Origin of the sequence: Aliidongia dinghuensis (genome assembly GCF_014643535.1) — a bacterium.
Lineage (GTDB): Bacteria > Pseudomonadota > Alphaproteobacteria > ATCC43930 > CGMCC-115725 > Aliidongia > Aliidongia dinghuensis.
Genome location: NZ_BMJQ01000018.1, coordinates 31,100 through 49,818 on the forward strand (window position 1 = coordinate 31,100; position 18,719 = coordinate 49,818).

The window sequence follows — 18,719 nt, forward strand, 5'->3', positions numbered from 1 at the left end:
CTCGTCGTTCCCGCGAAGGCGGGAACCCAGCCAAGAGCCGCGTCGGCGGCGACACGACTCTTTTCCGCGCTCCCGCGCGTAAGGGCTGGATTCCCGCCTCCGCGGGAATGACGGTTCAATCAGGTCAGTGATTGTCCCGCGGCACGCCGAAGGTTTCGGCAATGCGCTGGTACTTGACCGCGTTCTCCAGCACGCCGCCGGTCTCGAGCTGGCCCACGTGGCTGCGATAGATCTCCTGCCAAGGCGTCTGGTTGACGAACTCGGGCAGCTTGAGGGCCTTCTTCCGCTCGGCCAGTTCCGCGTCGCTGATCAGGATGTTGGCCGCGCGCTTCTTCAGGTCGATGCGCACCCGGTCGCCGGTCTGCAAGAGTGCCAGGCCCCCGCCGACCCCGGCCTCCGGCGAGGCGTTCAGGATCGACGGGCTGCCAGACGTGCCGCTCTGCCGGCCGTCGCCGATGCACGGCAGCTCGTTGACACCCTGCTTCACCAGCGCGTCGGGCGGCAGCATGTTCACCACCTCGGCCGAGCCCGGATAGCCCACCGGCCCGCAATAGCGGACGACCAGGATGCAATGGGCGTCGATGTTGAGCGACGGGTCGTTGATGCGGTGGTGATAGTCCTCGGGCCCGTCGAACACGATGGCGCGGCCCTCGAACGCCTCCTCGTCGCCCGGCGTCTCGAGATAGCGCGTGCGGAACTCGTCGGAGATGACCGAGGTCTTCATGATGGCGCTCGAGAACAGGTTACCCTTGAGTTGCACGAAGCCGGCCTTCTCCTTCAAAGGATTGTCCCAAGCGCGGATGACGTCCGGATCGGTCGAGCGCGCGTCGCCCGTGATCTCGCCCATGGTCCGGCCGGTCACCGTGACGGCACCCTCGCGCAGCTTGCCATGGCGCTTCAGTTCCCCCAGCACGGCCGGCAGGCCGCCGGCACGATAGTAGGTCTCGCCCAGGTACTTGCCGGCCGGCTGCATGTTGACCAAGAGCGGGATCTCGTAGCCGATGCGGTCCCAATCGTCGTTGGTGAGCTCGACGCCCATGTGGCGCGCGATGGCGTTGACGTGCGGCGGGCAGTTGGTGGAGGCGCCGATCGCCGATGCCGCGACGATCGCGTTCTCGAACGCGGCGCGCGTCATGATGTCGGACGGCTTCAGGTTCTCGCGCACCAGCTCGACCGCGCGTTTTCCTGTCGCGTAGGCCATCTGCGCGCGCTCGCGATAGGGGCCGGGGATGGCGGCGCAGCCGGGCAGCGACATGCCGAGTGCTTCGGCCATGGCGTTCATCGAGCTCGCCGTGCCCATGGTGTTGCAATGACCGACGCTCGGCGCCGACGCCGCGACCATGTCGATGAACTTGGCATAGTCGAGGAGACCGGCGGCATGGCGCCGGCGCGCCTCCCACACGACCGTGCCGGAGCCGGCGAGCTCGCCCTCGAAATGACCGTCGAGCATCGGGCCGCCCGACAGCACGATGGCCGGAATGTCGACCGTGGCGGCGCCCATCAGCATGGCGGGCGTGGTCTTGTCGCAGCCGGTGGTCAGCACGACGCCGTCGAGCGGATAGCCGTAGAGCACCTCGACCAGGCCCAGATAGGCCAGGTTCCGGTCGAGCGCCGCGGTCGGCCGCTTGCCGGTCTCCTGGATCGGATGGACCGGGAATTCGATCGGCAGGCCGCCGGCGTCGCGGATGCCGGCCTTGACCCGCTCGGCCAGGTCGATGTGATGGCGATTGCACGGCGAGAGGTCGCTGCCGGTCTGGGCGATGCCGATGACCGGCTTGCCGGACTGCAGCTCCTCGCGCGTCAGGCCGAAATTGAGGTAGCGCTCGAGATAGAGCGCCGTCATGCCGGGATTGCCCGGATTGTCCCACCAAAGCTGGCTGCGCAGCTTGCGGCCTTGATTGTCCGCCATTCGTTCGAACTCCTTCGTCACTCAACGCCCGGCAGCCATGACGGCCGCCGGTCTTGTCCATGGCGCTTTACGCACCAATTCTGGGGGAAGCCGCCTGCGGCGCAGCCCAATCGCTTGACCGCGACCGCCCGATGGCCGCAGAACCACGATTTCCTTGTCACCGCAAAGCGGCGTAGCCCCCCAATCCCATGGCAATTCCGTACTCGTCCGAGGATCTCGGCCGCGCCTTCGATGCCCGCACGCTGGCCCGCGGCCGCACCCTGCTGCTGGCCGGCCAGGTGGCGCTCCATATCGACGGCGACACGATCGAGGGCGTCGTGCGCGAGGGCGACCGGCAGTATCGCGGCAGCCTGCACCCGGCGATAGCGAACGGCCGTGTCACCTTCGCCAGCCAATGCAGCTGCGGCCAGCGCAACTGCGCCCATCTGGTGGCGGCGGCGCTGGGCGTGCTCGACAAGTACCCGGAATGGCGCCGGCAGCAGCAGCAGAGCTTCCTCGCCAACCTCTTGGCCGCCCCGCCCAAGGAGCGCACGCGGCTCGTGTTCCTCTTGGAACCGGGCGAAGGCGAGACCTGCTTCTTCGTCTCGCCGGTGCTGGAGCATGACCGGACCGGCCGCATCGAGCCGGTCAGCCCACGGCGCATCGGCGAGGAGATCGAGCGTTCGCCTGGCGAGCGGGCCCTCGCCCGCCTGATCGGTGGCGACGAGACGCGCGTCGCGGTCGCCGCCTCCGAGCCGCAGGCGGCGGCACGGCTCATCGACCAGCTGGTCGGATCCGGCCTTGCCCGTTGGCAGCCGTCCAACAAGCGCCTGATCAAGGGGCCGCAGCGCGTGTTCGACGCGGCGAAGCCGCCGGAGTTGCCGCCGAAATCCGCTGTGCTGCGCGCCGGCACCAGCCTCTGGTACGTCGACGCCCATAGCGGGCACCTGGGCCTGGCCGTGCCGCGCGCCCCGGCCTCGACCGCCACCCGCAGGCCGCTGGCGCCGCCCATCCGGCGCGGCACCGCCGGGCTGCGTGACGCCAATCTGCGCGAGATGAGCCGGCGTGCCGAACCCGCGCGCTCGGCACCGCGCGCGACGCCGGCGGATCTCGTCATTCTCGACCGGCCGATGGTGCCGGTCATCAAGCTCGCGCGCATCGAGGGGCCGGACGAGATGGGCCGGATCCAGCAGGTCGACGCGCTCACCCTCGCCTTTGCCTACGATAGGGGCCTCGCCGAGCCCGACGACGAGCGGCAGTTCGTTCGCGTCGAGGACGGCACTGGCGAGCCCATGTTCCTGCGCCGCGACCGGCCGGCCGAGGCCCGGGCCGAGGGGCAGCTGCGCGAGGAAGGCTTCGTGCAGGTCCGCGTCCAGACCAAGGGCCAGGCCAAGGGCCGGCGCATCTATCTCTACCGCGGCAAGGACGCGGGCGAGCGCTGGCAACGCTTCCTGGCCGAACGCGTGCCGGCGCTCGAGGCCCAGGGCTGGCGCGCCGAGATCGAGGACGGCTTCGGCCCGCAGCTGATCGACGTCATCGGCGAGATCGACATGCGGCTCGCCGACGAGGAGGGCGGCTGGTTCTCGCTCGAGCTCGGCATCGAGGTCGAGGGCGAGCGGTTGCCGCTGCTGCCGATCCTGACCCGCATCCTGGATCGCGGCGGGCTCGAGACCATGCCCACGGTCGACGGCAAGGTGCGCGTCCAGCTCGACGACGGCCGCATGCTGGCGCTGCCGGTCGAGCGGATCGCACGCATGCTGGCCACCATGAGCGACCTGATCGAGGCCGCACGCCGTACCGGCGCCGGCACGCTCATGCTGCCGGCGAGCGAGGCGCCGGCCGTGGTCGACCTCGAGGAAGTGCTGGTCGCGCGCTGGCAGAATGCCGCGCACATCCGCCGTTACGTCGAGCGCTTCCGCGACGATCTCACCATCGAGCCGATACCGGTGCCGGCCCGATTCAAGGGCACGCTCCGGCCCTACCAGTCCCAGGGGCTCGACTGGTTGCAGCATCTCGCAGGCCAAGCCATCGCCGGCATCCTGGCCGACGACATGGGGCTCGGCAAAACGGCCCAGACCATCGCCCATATCGTGGCCGAGCACGACGCCGGCCGGCTCGACCGGCCGGTGCTGATCGTGCTGCCGACCAGCCTCGTCGCCAACTGGTCGGCCGAGCTCGCCAAGTTCGCGCCCCACCTCCGGCGCGCCGTGCTGCACGGGCTCGACCGGCACGAGCGGCGGCGCTCGCTCGGCCAGACCGAGGTGGTGATCACGACCTACACCGTCCTGGCCCGCGACATCGAGCTCATGAGCGAGATGGAATGGCATCTCGTCGTGCTGGACGAGGCTCAGGCGATCAAGAGCCCGGAATCCAAGACCTTCCGCGCCGTCTGCCAACTCAAGACCCGGCACAAGCTGTGCCTGTCGGGCACGCCGATCGAGAACAATCTCGAGGAACTGTGGGCGCAGTTCGCCTTCCTGATGCCGGGCTTGCTCGGCGACCGGCGCGGCTTCGCCAAGCGCTTCCGCACGCCGATCGAGAAGAAGGGCGACGAGGTCCGGCGCGACCAGCTGATCCGCCGCATCCGCCCGTTCATCTTGCGCCGCACCAAGGCCGAGGTCGCGAGCGACCTGCCGCCGAAGCACACCATCATCCGCCGCGTCTCGTTGGCGCCGGAGCAGCGCGAGCTCTACGAGACGATCCGTGTGACCCTCTACGAAAAGCTCCGCCACGAGCTGGCCGAGCGCAACGCCGGCCAGGGCCGGATCGTGCTGCTGGACGCACTTTTGAAGCTGAGGCAGGTGTGCTGCGACCCGCGCCTCGTCAAGTTGCCAGCCGCGCGCGAGGTCGCGATGTCGAGCAAGCTCGACGAGCTCAAGGAGATGCTGGTCGAGATGATCGCCGAGGGCCGGCGCGTCCTCCTGTTCTCGCAATTCACCTCGATGCTCGACCTCATCAAGGAGGCGGTGACGGCAGCCGGCATCGATTTCGTCGAGCTGCGCGGCGACACGGCCGACCGCGCGACGCCGGTCAGGCGCTTCGAGGCGCTCGAAGTACCGCTGTTCCTGATCAGCCTCAAGGCGGGCGGCCGCGGCCTCAACCTGACCTCCGCCGACACGGTCATTCACTATGACCCGTGGTGGAACCCGGCCGCCGAGGAACAGGCGTCCGACCGCGCGCACCGCATCGGCCAGACCAAGTCGGTGTTCGTCTACAAGCTGATCGCCGCCGGCACGGTCGAGGAGCGCATCGTCGAGCTGCAGGAGCGCAAGGCGGCCTTGGCCAACATCGCGCTCGGCGCCGAGAGCGAGTTCGCCGGCATCGAGCTCGACGACATCGACTACCTGTTCGGCGACGCGGCGGACCAGGAGGCGGCTTAGGGCCACTGCTTCTCCCGTCATCCCCGCGCAGGCGGGGATCCAGCAATGAGCCGCGTCGGCGGCGACAAGACTCTTGTCCGCGCTGCCGCGCGTAAGGGCTGGATCCCCGCCTGCGCGGGGATGACGGAAGAGCGGGTGCCACCGCACCATCTCAGCCTTCCACCCCGAAGCGGAAGATGGTGGTCGAGCGGAAAGTCTCGCCGGGCCGGAGCACGGTCGACGGGAAGTGCGGCTGGTTCGGCGAATCCGGGAAATGCTGAGTCTCGAGGCAGAAGCCGTCGCCCTGGCGATAGAGCCGGCCGGACTTGCCCGCGCGCGTGCCCGTGAGGAAATTGGCCGTGTAGAACTGCACGCCCGGCTGGTCGGTCAGCACGTCCAGCACACGGCCCGAGGCGGGATCGGTCACGCGGGCGGCGAGCGTCGCAACACCCGGCTGCCGGTCGTTCAGCACGAAATTATGGTCGTAGCCGCGGCCGAACAGGATCTGCGGGTCGCGCGCGTCGCGGATCTCGGCGCCGATGCGCTTCGGCGTGCGGAAGTCGAACGGCGTGTCGGCGACCGGACGGATCTCGCCGGTCGGGATCAGATGCTCGTCGACCGGCGTGAAGCCGTCGGCCTCGATCTGGGCGACATGCCCCAGCACGTCGCCGGCGCCTTCGCCGCCGAGGTTGAAATAGGCGTGGTTCGTGAGGTTGAGCACGGTCGGCCGATCGGTCGTCGCCCGATAGTCGATCGTGAGCGCATTCTCGGCGCCGACCCGATAGGTGACGGTGGCCGCGAGCCGGCCAGGATAGCCCTCCTCGCCGTCGGCGCTCACATAGGCAAGGCGCAGTACCGCCTCGGCGCCATCGCTCGCCTCGAGCACGGTCCAGACGGCCTTGTCGAAGCCCTTGAGGCCGCCGTGGAGCGCGTTCGGCCCATTGTTCACGGCGAGCCGATAGGCCGTGCCGTCGAGCGTGAAGCGGCCGCCGGCGATCCGGTTGCCGTAGCGGCCGACGATCGTGCCGAAATATTGCGGCTTCTCGACATAATCCTCGAGGCCGGCATAGCCCATGACCAGGTCGGCGAAATGCCCGTGCCGGTCGGGCGCCTCGATCGCCTGGATCGTGGCACCGTAGGTCAGGAGGCGGACAGCGAAGCCCCGAGCATTCGTCAGGCGAAAGGCCTCGATGCCGGTTCCGTCGGCCAGCTGCCCGAACGGCGTCCGGATGATGCGCGCCGCCTTCTCCTCCGCCATCGGTCCTCCTCCCTTGGAACGGACGTATCCCGTCCGCCGCTTCGGTCCCATCAGGAACGCGCCGGGCGGCGAGCAGGTCAAGTCCTTTTGTATGAGGATTAGCGCCCGCCGTACCGAAGTACGCTCCCGGGCGCCGCACTCAGCCCCGGCGGCGCACCCCGGCCAGCACGGTCTCGACCGGGTCTGGCGCATTCGGGTCGCCGGTCCGCGCCCAGTCGAGCGCCCGGCGGACGTCGCCCATGGTGTTGTCGAGCAGCTCGACCATAGCACGATGGGCGCCCTCGCCGTCCTGGGCTACGACCGCGTCCAGGATCGCCTTGTGCTTGCCGAGCGCGTGGCGCGGGCCGCCCGGCGTCGCGTTCGACAGGCGGAAGCCCATCGCGAGCGCCGTCTCGATCAGGGCGCCGAGCGGCGCCATCAGCTCGTTGTGCGTCGCCTGCAGCAGCGACTGATGGAAGCGCATGTCGGGCTCTTCCCAGCGCTCGGCGTCGTTGCCGGCGGCCGCCATGCCGGCATAGGCGCTCTCGAGCCGCGTCAGGTCCTCGTCGGTCCGGCGGAGTGCCGCAAGCCTTGCCCCCTGCGGCTCGATCATGAGGCGCAGCTCGAACAGGTCCTTGACGAAACGCTCGACCGGAGCCGCCGCCAGCTGCCAAGCCAGGATGTCCGGGTCGAGCATGTTCCATTCGGCGCGCGGCCGGATGCGGGTGCCGGCCTTGCGGCGCGACTGCACCAGCCCCTTGGCCGCCATCAGCTTGATCGCCTCGCGCAGCGCCGTGCGGCTGACGCCCAACTGGACGCTCAATTCCTCTTCGGTCGGCAGGAAGCTGCCGGGGGCGAGCTCGCCGCGCACGATCTTGAGACCGATCTCGTGGGCGACCTGGCCGTGCACGCTGCTGCGGGAGAAGGTCCGGTCGGGTCGGGTCTGCGGCTTGGCTCTCGGCATCACTTCTTCACGGCGGTTGCTCGATCAGCGATTTGTCACACTAGGGCATATTCCGTTCGGCGGAAATGATTTACCCGGCGAAACGCCGCGACGGCCGCCCGCGGATGCCGAGGCCGGTGACGGCGAAGAGCCCGCCGGCGCCGGGATATTGGGCGAGCGTCGCCGCATCGAGACCGATGGCGGCGCTCGTGACATAGAGGATGTCGAGATTGGGGCCGCCGAAGCAGGCGCTCGTCACTTGCGGCGCCGGGATCGCGAGCACGCGCTCGATCGAGCCGTCCGGCCGATAGCGGGTCAGGCGCCCGCCGCCCCAGTGCGCGCTCCAGATATGGTCCTCGGCGTCGACAACCAGCCCATCGGGATGGCCGGCGTCGGCCGGCACGCGCGCGAACACCCGCCGCGGGCCCGGTCGGCCGGCGGCCGCATCGAAGTCGTAGGCGAAGATCAGGCCGCCCACGGTATCGACGAAATAGAGCGTCCGCCCGTCGAGGCTCCAGTCAATGCCGTTGGTGATGGCGATATGGCTTTCGAACGCCTCGACCTGCCCATCGGGATCGAGCCGGTAGAGATGGCCGGTCGGCGCTTTCTCGTCGTCGTCCATGGTGCCGGCCCAGAAGCGGCCGGCCGCGTCGACGCCGCCGTCGTTGAACCGGTTGTCGGGCAGATGCGCCTCCGGATCGACGAGCGACGTGACGGCACCCGTCTCCGGATCGATCAGCGCGAAACCGTCCTTGAAGGCGCCGACGAGGCCGCCCTGCTCGCGCAACGCCACCGTGCCGAGCCGGCTCGGCATCGCCCAGGACCGGTCGGCCCCGCTCGCCGGTTCGTAGCAATGGAGCTTCAGCCCCTTGATGTCGACCCACCAGACGACCCGGGCCCGATCATCCCAGACCGGGCCTTCACCGACGACCGCACGGGCCGGAACGACGCAGTCGATGCGCATGATCAGGTCCAGCCGCCATCAACGACGAAATTCTGCCCGGTCACGAGCCGGCTGTCGTCGGCCGAAAGCCACAGCGCCATGCGCGCGATATCCGGCGGGAAGAGCTTCTCCGGAATGCACTGGCCCTTCAGCATCTCGGCCTCGGACTCGGGCGTCAGCCACAGCTTGATCTGCCGTTCGGTCATGATCCAGCCGGGGAAGAGCGCATTGACGCGGATCTTGTGCGGGCCCAGGTCGCGCGCGAGCGCCCGCGTCAGGCCCACGACCGCGGATTTCGCGGTGAGATAGACCGGCATGCCGCCCTGGCCCAAGAGGAAGCTGACCGAACTCATGTTGACGATGGCGCCGCCGCCGGCCGCGATCATGTCGTCCTTGACGGCCTGGGCCGCGAAGAACTGATGCTTGAGGTTCGTCGCCATCCGCTCGTCCCAGAATTCGGACGTGACCTGGTCGATCGTGTGGCGGTCGTCGCGCGCGGCGTTGTTGATGAGCACGGTGATCGGGCCGAAGGCCGCGCGGATCTCGGCGATCGCCCGGCCCAGGGCCGCGGTGTCGCGGAGATCGGCCGCCTCGAACCGCACCTGGGGCCCGAGCGTCGCCTGCAGCGCGTCGCCCGCCTCGGTATCGAGATCGATGAAGCCGACCCGGGCGCCCTGCGCCACGAAATGCTCGACGATCGAAGCCCCGATGCCGGACGCACCGCCGGTCACCAGGGCCGTGCGGCCGCGCAGGCTTGGATATGTTGCGAATTCTGTCATGCGGGTCCTTCCTAGATCGTCTTTTGCCCAGATACCTTTGCCCAGATACCCTGTACCTAGATCGCCATCTCGATCCGGGCGTTGCGGCTCCACGGCAGCCGGTAAAGTCCTTGCAGCACAAGCGAGGCGGCGCCGCGCGCCCAGACCTCGTCGGTCCAGTCGTGGAACACGATCTCGCATCGGCCGGCGAGCACCTTGAGCGAGTTCGTGGCAACGGCCGCGCGCACCGACGGCTCCAAGAGATCGGCGGCGCGCATGCCGGCGCCCGAGATGATGACCTTGCCCGGATCGATGACGTTGACGAGGTTGGCGATGCCAAGCCCCAGGATCTCGCCCGCCGCGTCGAACACCGCCCGCAGCCCCTCGTTGCCCTCGCGCGCGAGCCGCGTCACCTCGCACACCGCCGCCTCGATCGACGGCTCGTCGTCGGTCGGCGGCAGGTCCACGATCTTGCGCGCCTCACGCAGGATGGCGTAGTCGGCGCAGAACGCCTCGACGCACCCATGCTGGCCGCAGCGGCAGAGCGGTCCGTGCCGATCGATCTTGGAATGGCCGAATTCGGTGCCCATGCCGTGGTGGCCGCGGTAGAGGTCACCGTTGATGAACAGGCCCATGCCGATGCCGGCCTCGACCGTTACGACCACGAAATTATCGACACCCTGCCCGTGCCCGAACCAGCGTTCGGCCAAGGTCACCAGATTCGCGTCGTTCTCGATCACGGCCGAGACGCCCAGGCGGTCGCTCAGCATGCGTGCGAGCGGCACAGGGGCCGGCTCGGCCGCGAGGATCGGGCTCCAGTGCGAAATGCCGGCGACCGAGTCGATGAAGCCCGGCAATCCCACGCCGACGCCTGCGATCTGCGCCATGGTGATGCCGGCCTTGGTGACCGCGGCGCGGATGCCGTCCTCGAGCAGGTCGGCGATGAGTTCCGCACCAAGACGCCAGGTCCTGACCGGCAGCACCAGACAGGCGAGCGGATCGGCGCGCAGGTTCGTGACCGTGATCGACACCTGATGCATCGACAGCTTGGCGCCGACGACATAGGCGGCGTTCGGGTTCATGCGCAGCAGCACGCGGGGCCGGCCGCGCCCGGCCATCGACTTCGTGGCCCCCGACGTCTCGCCCTCGTCGTAGTAGATCACGCCCTCGTCCAAGAGCGTCGTGATGATGGCCGAGACGGTCGTCCGGCTGAGCTGCGTCCGCTCGCCGACCTCGGCGCGGGAAATCGGTTCGAATCGACGGATCGTATCGAGCACATGAAAGCGGTTGATCGCCCGAATGAGCTCCGTGTCCCCCGTCTGCATCGCGTCCATGCCGTTATCCCGCCTCGGGTATGCCATTGCGGACAATTCTCTCGGGTACGAGCGATAGCACTCGCCCCGGCGCATCCCGTACTTGGTACTCTCGCCCGATTTTTTCCGCGATATCTACAAAAATGGCAAATCAAAATGTTGGGAACCTCTTCAGACGATCGCCGTTTGCTCCCGCCGCAGGCATCATTCTGGCAAAATTGCGGCAGATGCGCGACTTGCACGCATGAGCGTTGCATCAGATGCTTGACAGTCTCGAATTCATAGCGGATTTATGATCAAGAGTTTTACAAAAATCGGTCCGACACGCGGATCGACGTTGGGGAGGATCATGGTCTCAGGACCAGCAGCGGCGCGCGACCTTCCGCCTGGGCAAACCCGCCCGGCCGGTACTGGAATCGGGCGCCTTCTTCCCCCGACAAGGTTTGGAATTCTCGCACCCCGTTGAACGGCGCACGACCCGCGCGCACGGAGACGGCAACGAACAAGGGCAGGGAGACGCACGAAAATGAGGGGACTGCAGCAACGGATGCTCGGCACGACGTTCTTGGGCCTCGCCCTGGCCAGCGGCGTGCTGGCGGCGGCATCGGCCCAAGCGGCCGACAAGAAAGTCGTCGTGGGCGTGAGCTGGTCGAACTTCCAGGAAGAGCGCTGGAAGACCGACGAGGCCGCGATCAAGGCCGAGCTCGCCAAGGAAGGCGCCAGCTATGTCAGTGCCGACGCGCAGAGCTCGCCCACCAAGCAGCTCTCCGACGTCGAGAGCCTGATCGCGCGCGGCGCCACCGCGCTCATCATCCTGGCCCAGGACTCGGGCGCCATCCAGCCGGCGATCGACAAGGCCAAGGCCGAGGGCATCCCGGTCGTGGGCTACGACCGGCTGATCGAGAGCCCGGGCGTATTCTACCTGACCTTCGACAACCGCGAGGTCGGCCGCATCCAGGCGCGCGAAGTGTTCAAGGTGGCGCCCAAGGGCAACTACGTCTTCATCAAGGGCTCGTCGAGCGACCCCAATGCCGACTTCCTGCATGCCGGCAGTCTCGACGTGCTGGACCCGGCGATCAAGTCGGGCGCCGTCAAGATCGTGGGCGAGGAATACACGCCCGGCTGGCTGCCGGAGAACGCCCAGAAAGAAATGGAACAGATCCTGACCAAGGCCAATAATAAGGTCGACGCCGTGGTCGCCGCCAATGACGGCACGGCGGGCGGCGCCGTCGCGGCGCTGCAGGCGCAGGGCCTGGCCGGCATCCCGGTCTCGGGCCAGGACGGCGACAAGGCGGCCTTGAACCGCATCGCCCGCGGGCTGCAGACGGTCAGCGTCTGGAAGGATGCGCGGCTGCTCGGCAGGACCGCAGCCGAGGCGGCAGTCGCCATGGCCAAGGGCACCACGCCCGACAAGCTGCCGGGTGCCAAGAAATGGGCCGAGGGCCCGAAGAAGGTGCCGATGGACGCGGTGTTCCTGACCCCGGTCGGCATCACTAAGGCCAATCTCGACGTGGTGATCAAGGCGGGCTGGGTGACCAAGGAGGTCGTCTGCCAGGGCGTCGATCCGGCGAAGGCACCGCCCGCCTGCAAGTAGTCGCTATCTGGCCGGCGGCTGCCGCTTGTACGCGGCCGCTGCCCAGGCGCCGCCGGCCACACTCTTTTGTTCAGGACCTGGTTCCATGATGTCGTTGGCTCAATCGCCCGCCACCCACAAAGGCACTGCTCGCGACCTGAAGAGCGCGCTCGAGGTCGATCTGCGCCTGCTCGCGATGATCGGCGCAGTCGCCGTCATCTGGGTCGGCTTCGACCTCCTGACCGATGGCATCTTCCTGACCGCGCGCAACCTGTGGAATCTGACGGTGCAGACGAGCGTCGTCGGCATCATGACGACCGGCATGGTGCTGGTCATCGTGACCCGGCACATCGACCTGTCGGTGGGATCGGTCCTGGGCTTCGTCGGCATGATCATGGCGGTGCTGCAGGTGCAGTATTTCCCGATCGGCGCCGGCTGGAACTGGGTCGGCTCGCTGGTCCTGGGCCTGGCGCTCGGCGCCGTGATCGGCGCCTTCCAGGGCTGGTGGGTGGCACACCGCGGCGTGCCGTCGTTCATCGTGACCTTGGGCGGCCTCTTGATCTTCCGCGGCCTCGCCTGGACCGTGACCGAGGGCCAGACCGTGGCGCCGCTTGACGAGACGTTCCAGCTGATGGGCGGCGGCCTTTTGGGCTCGATCGGCGCGTTCTGGAGCTGGATGGTCGGCGCCGCCGGTGTCGCCCTCGTGCTCTTCCGCACCTTCGCCGCCCGCCGGCGCCGGCAGCGCTACGGTTTCCCGGTCCGGCCGGTCTGGGCCGAAATCCTGGTCGCAGCCATCGTCATCGCCGGCATCGTGGGCTTCGTCGCGGTCATGAATGCCTACGACCGGCCGCGCACCGACATCGCCCAGGGCATTCCGATCCCGGTGCTCATCCTGATCGGCGCGGTCATCGTCATGTCGTCGATCACCAAGGTCACGAAGTTCGGCCGCTACGTCTTCGCGATCGGCGGGAATCCGGAGGCGGCCCAGCTCGCCGGCATCAACACCAAGCTCGTCATCATGAGCGTGTTCGCGCTGATGGGGCTCTTGGCCGGCATCGCGGGCGCCGTGCAGACCGCACGGCTCAACGCCGGCGCCAATTCGACGGGCGAGCTGCTCGAGCTCTCGGTCATCGCGGCGGCCGTCATCGGCGGCACCTCGCTCGCCGGCGGCACGGGCACGATCTCCGGCGCCATCGTCGGCGCGGTTTTCATGCAGAGCCTGCAGAGCGGCATGATCCTCTTAGGATTGCCGACCCCGATGCAGAACGTGGTGATCGGCCTTGTCCTGATCCTCGCCGTCTGGATCGACACCAGCTATCAGCGGCGGCGCCTATGACCGGCGGCCTCGGAACCAACTCGGGAGAGACCTCGATGACTTCCACCCCGATGGGCGTCCATCCGCTGGTCGAGATGCGCAACATCTCGATCCATTTCGGCGGCATCAAGGCGGTCGACGACGTGAGCGTCGACCTCTATCCGGGCGAGGTCGTAGCGCTCCTCGGCCACAATGGCGCCGGCAAGTCGACGCTCATCAAGATCCTGTCCGGCGCCTATCGGGCGAATTCGGGCCAGATCCTGATCGACGGCAAAGAGGCGCATATCACGGCCCCGCGCGACGCCAAGGCCCATGGCATCGAGACGATCTACCAGACGCTGGCCTTGGCCGAGAACATCGACGCGCCCGGCAACCTGTTCCTGGGCCGCGAGCTCATGACGCCGTGGGGCACGCTCGACGACGCCGCCATGGAGCATGCGGCGCGCCAGGCGATCCTGGAGCTGAACCCGAACTTCACCCGCATCAAGGAGCCGGTGAAGAACCTGTCGGGCGGCCAGCGCCAGTCGGTCGCGATCGCGCGGGCACTCCATTTCAACGCCCGCATCCTGATCATGGACGAGCCGACCGCAGCCTTGGGGCCGCACGAGACGCGCCAGGTCGCCGACCTGATCACGCGCCTCAAGGCCAAGGGCATCGGCATCTTCCTGATCAGCCACGACATCCACGACGTGTTCGACCTCGCCGACCGCATCAGCGTGATGAAGAACGGCAAGCTGGTCGGAACCGTCAGGACCGAAGACGTCACCCAGGACGACGTGCTCGCCATGATCATCCTGGGCAAGCGGCCGAAGATCGCCGCGTAGGACGTGAACACCGAGGGGGGGAACGCGATCACCAAGACCACGAGATCATTGACGGCCGCCTGAGACCGGCCCCGATCCCGCACCAACGATACCCGACGCGCCGAACTTGTCTCGGCTGCGAAGCGGGAAGTTTTGCGCGAACGAACAACACCACGATGAGACAGACGCTCTAGAGGGAGGGAAAGAACAATGGCAGGGAAAACTATCAGAGCCGCATTGGGCGGGCTCGCCGTCGCCACGGCGGTGGGCCTGGCGCCGCCGGCCTCGGCGCAGACGGTGACCAATCCGACGGCCTTGACCGACTTCGGCAATCAGTTGCTCGAAGACGGCATATTCTTCCGCGGCCACTATGTCGGCGAGGGCGCGGCCAATCCATCGGGCGGCTTGTCGCAGAGCTCGCGCTATACCGGCCAGGTCGACATCGGCGCCGATTTCGACATGGGCAAGATCGCCAACCTCGGCAATTCGGCGATCCATCTGACGTTCAGCGATCGGCACGGTCAGAACCTGGCGGCGAAGGACATCGGCAACAGCATCTCGGTGCAGGAAGTCTACGGCGGCGGCCAGACCTACAAGCTGACCGAGCTCAGCTGGGACCAGGCACTGTGGGACGACCATGTCGAATTCCTGGTCGGCCGCACCGATGCGCCGAGCGATTTCGCCGCCTCGTCCTTCTACTGTAACTTCCAGACCAATTCGACCTGCGGCAACTCGAGCCTGTTCGGTCAGGACAATGCGCTCAACTACTATCCGGTCGGCGTCTGGGGCGGCCGCATCACCATCAAGCCGACACCGCGGCTCTATGGCCAGATCGGCGCCTACGAGCAGGATCCGAACCAGGGCTCGAGCCAGACCCACGGCTTCGACTTCGGCGTTGACCGGGCGACCGGCTACGTCCTGCCGGTCGAGCTCGGCTATCAGACGAACTTCTCGTCGGATCCCTATCCCCGGCACTACAAGATCGGCATGTTCTATGACTCGGGCCCGTACAGCGACCCGTTCTTCGACGTCAACCATAATTCGGCGGCCTTGACCGGCCTGGCGCACGAGCAGCATTCCGGCCGGACCTCGATCTACGGTCTGTTCGACCAGATGGTCTGGCGGCCGGACCCGTCGTCCCAGCGCGGGCTCTATATCTTCGGCGGCGTCACCGCCGGCACGGACTCGAGCCAGCTCGCCGACTACTTCCTGCAGTTCGGCACGCTCTATAAAGGCCCGTTCGAAGGCCGTGACGCCGACGCCATCGGCTTCGTCATCACCGACCTGCACTGGGGCAACCACACCATGGACTTCCTGCGCGACTCGCGCATCGCCGCGGGCGGCAGTGCGACGACGCAGAATCCGAATGAAGTCATGATGGAATTGAACTACGGCGCCCAGGTGACGCCGTGGCTGCGCGTCACGCCCAACCTTCAATACATCATCAACCCGGACAACCTGCCGGAGCCGGCGCTGAAGAAGAACATCGACGACACGTTCGTCGTCGGCCTGAAGTTCGTCATCGGCCTCCCGGAACTGATCGGCTTGCCGACCAAGAACTACAACCACTAACCCCGAAACACCGGCCGGGGACGATCCCCCGGTCGGTGTCAGCCGGCCGGTGCACCCCACCCGGCCGGGATCCCCCCGGAAGAACTCCCCGAAGGGCTTCCCCAACTCCCCCGGATCCGTATCCCCACGGATCCGGGGACTTTTTTGCCTGCTACTCGGCGATCACGACGCCCTTGGCCGTGTCGGCATGATATTCGCCCGAGAACGGATACTTGCCGGCGCCGAGCGGCCTGAGGCGCACCGTACCGGTGCCGCCGCCGGCCACGACCTTCTCGACCTTGAGCGCCGAGGAATCGAACTCCTCCGCCGTCGTGTCCTGGTTATGGATCGTGATGACGGTCGGCTTGCCAGCCGGCACATGGATCTCGGCCGGGGTGAACTTGTGGTCCTTGATCGTGAGCTCGACCGCGGTCGGCTCTTCCGCACGGGCAGGCAGGGCGGACAGGGACAGGCTCAGCACGGCAGCGGCCATGACGGCCCCGGAAAGACGAATCATCAACGAAAACTCCCTCGTATCTCTCGTTTGTCAGGCCTCGAACAAGGATTGGCCGATATAGCCGCCCGGCCGGGCGCCGGGCGGGCAGGCAAACAGGCCACTGCCGACATGGGTCGCGAACTGGTTCAGCATGTCGAATTTCGACGAGTTGCCGAAAATCTTGATGAAGCCGGTGCGCGGGTCGCGCTGGTAGCACACGAACAGCAGGCCGGCGTCATAGAGCATGCCCTGCTTCCACGGCGGCCAGCGCTCGGCCGTGAAGGCGACGCCGTCGTTGTAGGAATAGCCGCGCCGGTAGATCTCGGCCCCGTCGTTGCTCGACGAATGCGACAGGCGGACATGGGAATTCTCCGGCATCACCGGATTGCCCTCGGCATCGGTCGCGTCGAGATCGACCTCGTCGAACTCCTTCTTCTTGCCGAGCGGTGCGCCCGAATACTTGTGCCGGCCGATGGTCTTTTCCTGGAAATCGACGTTCATGCGATCCCAGTGCTCGAGCGAGATGCGGACACGGCGCACGACCATGTAGCTGCCGCCCTGCATCCAGGCCGGACCTTCCGGCCCGACCCAGACGACCTTGTCGATCTGGTCCGGCTGGCGTGTGCCGTCCTTGAAGCCCATCAGGTTGCGCGGCGTCTTCTCGCCCGGCGGCTGAGAGGAGAAGCCGGTCTGGACCCAGCGCATCTCGGCGATGTCGTAGGCCATGGCCGAAAGCTGGCGTACCGCGTGGAACGCCACTTGCGGATCGTCGGCGCAGGCCTGGACGCTGAGGTCGCCGCCTGTCCGGGCCGGCACCAGCTGGTCGCCGTTGAAGCGCGGCAGGTCGACGAGCGCTTCCGGCCGATGGGCCGCCAGGCCGTAGCGGTCCTGGCCGTCCTTGGTGAAGAGCCCGGCGCCGAAGCCGAAGGTAAGCGTGAGCCGCGCCGGCCCGAGACCGAGGCCGTCCGCCGAATCGCCGGCCGGCACGCTCTGGTCCGCCGGAATCGGCTCGGCCGGCTCGCCGCGGGTGAGCCGCGCCGCCGCCTCGGTCCAGCGCTGCAGGAGCTTGACCACGTCCTCGCGCTTCGTCGTCGTGAGATCGAAGGCGGCGAAATAGGTATGCGACTGGGCCGGCGTCAGGATGCCCGACTGGCGCGCACCCCAGAACGGCTCGGCGGCCGGCGTGCCGGCGCGCTTCTTATCGGGCGCCGGGGTCGTGGCGGCCTCCGCGGTAAGCCCGATGCCGCCGGCAGCGACCAGGCTGCCGGCGGTGGCGAGAAAGCCGCGCCGCGACGGGTGCGGCGGCTTGCGCCCAGAGATACTCATCGTGCCTCCACGACCGTGTTCATGTCGTCCTCGACGTAATAGAAGCCCTTGCCGTCGGGCGTCAGCGCGATGCCGAACAGGTCGCCGCTGCCCGGCGGCGTCTGCGCCTGGTCGGTGTCGATCCATTGCGCGGCGATCTGCTTGCCGGCGACTGGGTCGATCTCGACCACCTTGCCGTTCTTGGCATTGCAGACGAGCAGGTGGCCGTTCGGCGTCATGATCATGGCGAGCGGCCGGGCCATCTGGCCGTCGCGCGTCACTTCCTTGCCGGTGCCGGCGCTGGTCGTGCGGGTCGTGGCATCGGGAATCGCGACGATGCGGTTCTCGAGCGCGTCCGAGACGTAGAGCACGTCGCCAGCACCCACCGCGAGGCCGGTCGGCCCGATCAGGAACACGTCCTTGTCGGAACGCTGACCGAAGCCGTCGGCGACGACCGTGCGCTTCGCGATCACCGGCGGCTTGCCGTCGGCGATCGTGAGGTCGAGCCTCAGCACGGTCGCCTTCTTGATCGTGACGGAATAGCCCGTCGTGTCATGCACCTCGGGCCCCGGCACCTCGAAGCCGGCCATGCTGACGAAGATGCTGGCGGTCGCCCCATTGTCGACCGTTGCGATATTGCCCCAGGGCGAATTGATGTCCGGACCGGACCAGGTCGCGGCGAGCTCGCCGTTCGGGCTGAAGACAAGCAGGCAACCGTCGCCCTTGGTCCGGGTCGTGCCGTCGTTGCTGGGCGTGCTGCCGACGATGACCCAGCCGGTCTTGAGCATGGTCATCGCGGTCGAGAGCCCGACGCCGCCCGGGCAGGCCGGCAGATGGCGCGGCACCTGGGCGAACAGCGTCGTCTGCTTGGTCGTCGGGTTGTAGTCGACGATCGTCGTGCCGAGCCCCTGCAGGTTCGTGAGATCGTTGAAATTGTCGATCAGCACGTCGTCCTTCTGGATCTTGCCGGCCGAGACCGGCGCCACGACGATCGCATAGGGGTTCTGGTCGCCGTTCTCCGGCACGGTCGTGGTCAGCGTCGTGTGCTTGCGCACGCCTTCGAGGAAGGCCCGGTTGTCCTGAGCCCCGGCCGAACCGCCGGCCGCGGCCGCCCCGAGCAGGATCGCGACGGCCGCAAGGGTCCGGGTGGGCGTGCATTTCGGGAAATGCGCCATGGCTTGTCCTTTTCGTCTGCACCGACGCGCCATGGCGCGCCGGCATGAGATAATGCGAAT

The 18,719-nt window shown here is 67.7% G+C and carries 14 protein-coding genes; 5 read left to right on the top strand and 9 right to left on the bottom strand.

The window, feature by feature from the left end; all coding sequences use genetic code 11:
• Nucleotides 1-124: 124 nt before the first annotated feature.
• A complete protein-coding gene (locus IEY58_RS27625) occupies nucleotides 125-1,909 on the bottom strand; it encodes an IlvD/Edd family dehydratase (RefSeq protein WP_189051393.1) in 1,785 nt (594 codons plus the stop codon).
• A 188-nt stretch (nucleotides 1,910-2,097) separates the two neighbouring features.
• Here IEY58_RS27625 and IEY58_RS27630 point away from each other — a divergent pair, with 188 nt between their 5' ends.
• Nucleotides 2,098-5,268 carry a DEAD/DEAH box helicase gene (locus IEY58_RS27630; RefSeq protein WP_189051394.1) on the top strand — a complete coding sequence of 1,057 codons (3,171 nt, stop codon included), beginning with the start codon at nucleotides 2,098-2,100 and terminating at the stop codon, nucleotides 5,266-5,268.
• Between the two features lie 151 nt (nucleotides 5,269-5,419).
• On the opposite strand, the gene IEY58_RS27635 is transcribed toward IEY58_RS27630, so the two are convergent.
• From IEY58_RS27635 to IEY58_RS27655, 5 genes are all read right to left on the bottom strand, one after another.
• Nucleotides 5,420-6,505, bottom strand: coding sequence for an aldose epimerase family protein (locus IEY58_RS27635; RefSeq protein WP_229743989.1), 1,086 nt, complete (start codon nucleotides 6,503-6,505; stop codon nucleotides 5,420-5,422).
• A 139-nt stretch (nucleotides 6,506-6,644) separates the two neighbouring features.
• Complete coding sequence (locus tag IEY58_RS27640; RefSeq protein WP_189051396.1) at nucleotides 6,645-7,448, bottom strand: FadR/GntR family transcriptional regulator; 804 nt, start codon at nucleotides 7,446-7,448, stop codon at nucleotides 6,645-6,647.
• A 70-nt stretch (nucleotides 7,449-7,518) separates the two neighbouring features.
• The gene (locus IEY58_RS27645) at nucleotides 7,519-8,391 is read right to left on the bottom strand and encodes an SMP-30/gluconolactonase/LRE family protein (protein ID WP_189051397.1); all 873 of its coding nucleotides are present in this window, start codon (nucleotides 8,389-8,391) and stop codon (nucleotides 7,519-7,521) included.
• 2 nt (nucleotides 8,392-8,393) lie between these two features.
• Entirely contained in the window at nucleotides 8,394-9,149 is a 756-nt protein-coding gene (locus IEY58_RS27650) for an SDR family NAD(P)-dependent oxidoreductase (protein ID WP_189051398.1), read from the bottom strand.
• A gap of 56 nt (nucleotides 9,150-9,205) precedes the next feature.
• On the bottom strand, nucleotides 9,206-10,462 hold the full coding sequence (locus IEY58_RS27655) for an ROK family transcriptional regulator (protein WP_189051399.1): 1,257 nt from the start codon (nucleotides 10,460-10,462) through the stop codon (nucleotides 9,206-9,208).
• Between the two features lie 505 nt (nucleotides 10,463-10,967).
• Between IEY58_RS27655 and xylF the strand changes: the two genes are divergently transcribed.
• The 4 genes from xylF (at nucleotide 10,968) to IEY58_RS27675 (ending at nucleotide 15,704) form a co-directional block, all read left to right on the top strand.
• Complete coding sequence (gene xylF / locus IEY58_RS27660) at nucleotides 10,968-12,035, top strand: D-xylose ABC transporter substrate-binding protein (protein WP_229743990.1); 1,068 nt, start codon at nucleotides 10,968-10,970, stop codon at nucleotides 12,033-12,035.
• 85 nt (nucleotides 12,036-12,120) lie between these two features.
• On the top strand, nucleotides 12,121-13,350 hold the full coding sequence (locus tag IEY58_RS27665) for a sugar ABC transporter permease (protein ID WP_189051400.1): 1,230 nt from the start codon (nucleotides 12,121-12,123) through the stop codon (nucleotides 13,348-13,350).
• A 35-nt stretch (nucleotides 13,351-13,385) separates the two neighbouring features.
• Nucleotides 13,386-14,153, top strand: coding sequence for an ATP-binding cassette domain-containing protein (locus IEY58_RS27670; RefSeq protein ID WP_229743991.1), 768 nt, complete (start codon nucleotides 13,386-13,388; stop codon nucleotides 14,151-14,153).
• Between the two features lie 189 nt (nucleotides 14,154-14,342).
• Nucleotides 14,343-15,704 carry a carbohydrate porin gene (locus IEY58_RS27675; RefSeq protein WP_189051401.1) on the top strand — a complete coding sequence of 454 codons (1,362 nt, stop codon included), beginning with the start codon at nucleotides 14,343-14,345 and terminating at the stop codon, nucleotides 15,702-15,704.
• A gap of 151 nt (nucleotides 15,705-15,855) precedes the next feature.
• Here IEY58_RS27675 and IEY58_RS27680 read toward each other — a convergent pair whose 3' ends face one another.
• Genes IEY58_RS27680 through IEY58_RS27690 form a run of 3 tightly spaced genes read right to left on the bottom strand, consistent with a single transcriptional unit; the run spans nucleotide 15,856 to nucleotide 18,659 of the window.
• On the bottom strand, nucleotides 15,856-16,200 hold the full coding sequence (locus IEY58_RS27680; protein ID WP_229743992.1) for a cupredoxin domain-containing protein: 345 nt from the start codon (nucleotides 16,198-16,200) through the stop codon (nucleotides 15,856-15,858).
• Between the two features lie 30 nt (nucleotides 16,201-16,230).
• Nucleotides 16,231-17,505: an iron uptake transporter deferrochelatase/peroxidase subunit gene (efeB, locus tag IEY58_RS27685; RefSeq protein ID WP_189051402.1), complete on the bottom strand. Its 1,275-nt coding sequence runs from the start codon at nucleotides 17,503-17,505 to the stop codon at nucleotides 16,231-16,233.
• Complete coding sequence (locus IEY58_RS27690; RefSeq protein WP_189051403.1) at nucleotides 17,502-18,659, bottom strand: NHL repeat-containing protein; 1,158 nt, start codon at nucleotides 18,657-18,659, stop codon at nucleotides 17,502-17,504. Before IEY58_RS27690 ends, efeB begins: the two co-directional genes overlap by 4 nt.
• Between the last annotated feature and the right edge of the window lie 60 nt (nucleotides 18,660-18,719).